The 4,356-nt window shown below is 50.0% G+C and carries 5 protein-coding genes and 1 pseudogene; 1 reads left to right on the top strand and 5 read right to left on the bottom strand.

Annotation, left to right across the window (positions count from 1 at the left end; genetic code table 11):
• The 5 genes and pseudogenes from ACR0QE_RS13155 to rimP form a co-directional block, all read right to left on the bottom strand.
• Window positions 1–703: pseudogene (locus ACR0QE_RS13155) on the bottom strand (translation initiation factor IF-2); the annotation flags it as partial.
• Window positions 704–725: 22 nt separating this feature from the next.
• Window positions 726–1,097, bottom strand: a complete 372-nt coding sequence (locus tag ACR0QE_RS13150) for a L7Ae/L30e/S12e/Gadd45 family ribosomal protein (protein WP_432628788.1) — start codon at window positions 1,095–1,097, stop codon at window positions 726–728.
• Complete coding sequence (rnpM, locus tag ACR0QE_RS13145; protein ID WP_432628787.1) at window positions 1,060–1,329, bottom strand: RNase P modulator RnpM; 270 nt, start codon at window positions 1,327–1,329, stop codon at window positions 1,060–1,062. Before rnpM ends, ACR0QE_RS13150 begins: the two co-directional genes overlap by 38 nt.
• A gap of 66 nt (window positions 1,330–1,395) precedes the next feature.
• Entirely contained in the window at window positions 1,396–2,574 is a 1,179-nt protein-coding gene (nusA, locus tag ACR0QE_RS13140; RefSeq protein ID WP_432628786.1) for a transcription termination factor NusA, read from the bottom strand.
• A gap of 62 nt (window positions 2,575–2,636) precedes the next feature.
• Window positions 2,637–3,101 (bottom strand): ribosome maturation factor RimP, encoded by a 465-nt coding sequence (rimP, locus tag ACR0QE_RS13135; RefSeq protein WP_432628785.1) that lies wholly within the window; start codon window positions 3,099–3,101, stop codon window positions 2,637–2,639.
• A gap of 306 nt (window positions 3,102–3,407) precedes the next feature.
• Here rimP and ACR0QE_RS13130 point away from each other — a divergent pair, with 306 nt between their 5' ends.
• Window positions 3,408–4,178: an ABC transporter ATP-binding protein gene (locus tag ACR0QE_RS13130; RefSeq protein ID WP_432628784.1), complete on the top strand. Its 771-nt coding sequence runs from the start codon at window positions 3,408–3,410 to the stop codon at window positions 4,176–4,178.
• Window positions 4,179–4,356: the final 178 nt, after the last annotated feature.

Raw genomic sequence — 4,356 nt, 5'->3', positions numbered from 1 at the left:
GGTTTCCACCATCGCGGTTTCCGCCAAAGCCTCCCTGACGATTTCCACCATCGCGGTTTCCGCCAAAGCCTCCCTGACGATTTCCGCCTTCACGGTTTCCGCCAAAGCCTCCCTGACGATTTCCGCCCTCGCGGTTTCCGCCAAAGCCTCCCTGACGGTTTCCGCCTTCACGGTTTCCGCCAAAGCCTCCCTGACGATTTCCGCCTTCGCGGTTTCCGCCAAAGCCTCCCTGACGGTTTCCGCCTTCACGGTTTCCGTTAAAGCCTCCCTGACGGTTTCCGCCCTCGCGGTTTCCGTTAAAGCTTCCCTGACGGTTTCCACCATCACGGTTTCCGTTAAAGCCTCCCTGAGCGGAAGCGCCTGCCTGTACCGGCTTTGCCTGCTCGCTGCTGTCTGCGGACGGCTTGCTCTCCTGTGCACTTGCCGGCTTGGAAGCCTGCTCGCCATTCTCTCCAGCAGTCTTCGGGCGTGCCGGCTTCTGCTGGGAATTCTGGGTGCGGAATACTGCTGCAATCTTCTTCTTCGGAGCATCTGCTGCTGCCGCACGTCCTGCCTGAGAAGCAACAGTGTTCTTTGCGATCTCCACCTGCTCTGCACTCAGGTTTTCTGTTTCATTTGCCACGTTCTGATGATTATGATTTAAAATGTTCAATATGTCCCTGTTCGTCCTTCCTAATTCTTTTGCCAGTTCCTTTACATTCATACCTACTACCTCCGATTAAGTGTCACTGCTTGTTGTCTGCACAATCAGCGGCGGATTTCGCTGCCATCTGCTTCTGAATCGCACCGGCAAGACCAGTATCTGTCACAGCGAGAGATGCTCGCATCTCTTTTCCCATGGCGTGTCCCAGTTCGTCTTTACTGCCAAAATAACAGATTGGAACTTTATAGTAAGTACACATGTCGGAAAACATTTTCTTCGTATTCTCGGATGCTTCCTCCGAGACCAGAACCAGCCGTGCTTTTCCTGTCTTTACCGCTTTCTCTGTCGAGAACTCACCGCTTGCCGTCTTTCCTGCCTTCGTGGCAAGTCCGATCAGGTTCAGAATTTTCTGTCTGTTATCCAAGATTTTCCATCTCCTTTTCCAGTGCCTCATACACTTCTTTCGGAATTGCCATCTTGAATGAGCGCTCCAGTCCTTTTCCCTTCACAGCTTTCTTCAGACATTCCATAGACGGGCACAGATAAGCACCTCTGCCGTTCTTTCTTCCGGTCGCATCCAGAGTGAACTCTCCCTCAGGAGTCTTCAGAATCCGAATCATCTCTTTCTTGTTCTTCTGTTCGCCGCATCCGATACACTGACGCTGCGGAAATTTCTTTGTACTCACTCTCGTTTCACATCCCATCTGTCCAGAATTCTTACCTGTAAATTCAAGTCGACCATCCACTTTGAATTATTTGTTTTCTTCTGATGATTCATCCGTTCCAGCAGCAGAATCATATTCCTCACCGGAAGCAGAAACTTCATAATCGGTCTCGAAGTCGTCGTAAACGCCGTCCTCCTGATAGTCAATTCCCATCTCCTCGAACAGTCCAAGCTCTCTTGCCTGAGACTCGCTCTTGATGTCGATCTTGTATCCGGTCAGTCTTGCTGCCAGTCTTGCATTCTGACCCTCTTTTCCGATTGCCAGGGACAGCTGATAATCCGGAACGATTACCTGAGCTTCTCTTGCTTCCTCATCTGCCAGAACACAGATTACCTTTGCCGGGCTGAGTGCGTTCTCGATCAGGATTGCCGGGTTATCATCCCAGGTGATGATATCGATCTTCTCACCGCGGAGCTCATTTACAACAGAGCCGACACGGGCACCGTTGATGCCGACACATGCACCAACTGGATCTACGTTCGGATCGTTGGAGCATACAGCGATCTTTGTGCGGGAACCAGCCTCACGTGCGATTGCCTTGATCTCAACGGTACCGTCCTTAACCTCGGTTACCTCCTCCTCGAAGAGACGCTTTACCAGATCCGGATGCGTGCGGGAAACCGTGATGCGCGGTCCCTTGTTCGTATCCTTTACTTCCAGAACGTATACTTTGATTCTCTCAGTCGGCTTGAATACCTCGCCCTTTACCTGCTCGGACTCGCTTAAGACAGCGTCCACACGGCCCAGATTGATGCTGATGTTGCGTCCGTTGTCGCGCTGGACGATACCGGTAACGACATCCTTCTCCTTCTGGTACCACTCGCTGAACTGCTGGCTGCGCTCCTCCTCACGGATCTTCTGCAGGATTACATTCTTTGCATTCTGAGTTGCAATTCTTCCGAAAGACTTGGACTCGATCGGCACATGAACGGTATCGCCAAGGTAGTACTTCGGGTCACGGATTCTTGCCTCTGCAAGGCTGATCTGGGTAACCGGATCCTCCACGGTCTCAACAACCTCTTTGGATGCATATACGGCGAAATCACCGGTCTCCGGATTGATGTTTACCTTCACATTGTCTGCTTTTCCGAAATGGTTCTTGCAGGCAGTCAGAAGTGAATTCTCAATCGCCTCCAGCAGAGTGGCCTTGCTGATATTTTTCTCTTTTTCCAGCAAATCCAATGCTTCAATTAATTCTTTATTCATGATTCTTTTATCCTCCTAAAATTCCCTTTCACGCAAATCTCGAATAATCAATAATCTCACGACTAGAAATCAAAAGCCAGACGGATCAAAGCGATATCTCCACGCTCAAACACTTCGTCATTTCCATCCAGTTCCAGTGTTACCGTATCTTTATCGTATGCTTTCAGGATTCCGGTAAATTCCTTCTGGCGGTTGCGTGGCTTGTAGAGACGAATCTCGACCTCTTCTCCCAGACTCCGCTCAAAGTCTTTGTCCTTCTTCAGCGGACGTCCCAGTCCCGGGGAGCTCACTTCCATAATGTAACTGTCCTCAATAAAGTCTTCCTTATCAAGCCAGTCACTCAAAAGTCGGCTGATCACCTCGCAGTCATCAACGGTAATTCCGCCCGGCTTGTCGATGTAAGATCTCAGATACCAGTTTCCGGCTTCCTTGACATACTCGACATCCACCAGTTCAAACTGATGCTCTGCAAGCAACGGAAGCAGAAACTGTTCGGTCTTTGCCTCATATTCTTCCCTTCTTGTCATGCTGTCACCTCTTTTTCTCATTTTCCACAGCCGGCATTTGTTCTGTCCGCTTCTTTATGTCCATTTCTCTGCCTGTTTCGCTGTATGGTTCTCTCTGTTTGTTCTGTACCTGAAGCATAAATTAAGAGTGGACCAAAAGCCCACTCTTCAACGTCAGTTCATCATGTTATCGCTTATATTGTAACACCCCTTGTTTAGAATTGCAAGGGTCAAATACCAAATTTTCCGCATATCTTATTTTACTATATAAAGTGGATGCTTGCGTCGACTTAATTTTTTTAATAATCCATTTTTCCGGAGGAAACCATGGTTCCTATCCTTGATGTTCAAAATCTCAGCTATTCCTATCACAGCATGGACGGCGCAACTCTGGCGCTCTCAAATATTTCTTTCCAGATCGGCACCGGCGAATTTGTTGCAATCGTCGGACCCTCCGGCTGTGGAAAATCCACTCTTCTCTCCCTGATTTCCGGTCTTCTGCGGCCCGAAGAGGGAAGTATTTTCTTGAAAGGCAAACCGATCTGCGGCCCTGATGTACAGATCGGCTACATGCTCCAGAAAGATCATCTGCTCGAATGGCGCACCATTCTCGACAACGCTGCCCTCGGACTTGAAATCCGCAAACAGAAAACACCGGAAACCATGAAAGAACTTAAAGCCATGCTTGAGACCTACGGGCTTTCCGGTTTTGAGTCTGCCCACCCCTCCGAGTTGTCTGGCGGAATGCGCCAGCGCGCAGCCCTGATCCGCACCCTCGCCTTAAAACCCGATCTTCTGTTTCTCGACGAACCCTTCTCCGCCCTCGACTACCAGACCCGCCTCTCCGTCTGTGACGACATCAGCGCAATTCTTCGATCAGCCGGAAAAACTGCCCTCCTAATCACCCACGATCTCGCCGAGGCAATCAGCATTGCCGATCGGATTCTGATTCTCACTGCCCGCCCCGGCACAATCAAAGCCTCTCTCACAATCCATTTTTCTCCGGAAGCCGACACTCCTCTCAAGAGACGAAACGCTCCCGAATTCGCCGGATATTTCAATGAAGTGTGGGGACATTTACAGACAGAATCCATCTGACTTGTCCCACCGCAGGAGTGCAGCAGGCGCAGGCAATATTGTGAACTGCCCATTGTCTAAAGCCAATGGGCTTCCTGCTTCACAGACCTCGTGACCTACTATCTCCACAGGCGTTAATTCGGGCAGTCCCCGCCCTATATATTTATTCTTCTTATGCTATTTGTCGTAATCCCTCTGC

The sequence above is a fragment of the Brotaphodocola sp. genome, from assembly GCF_050873065.1.
Lineage (GTDB): Bacteria > Bacillota > Clostridia > Lachnospirales > Lachnospiraceae > Brotaphodocola.
This window is presented reverse-complemented; position numbering and strand designations above follow the sequence as displayed.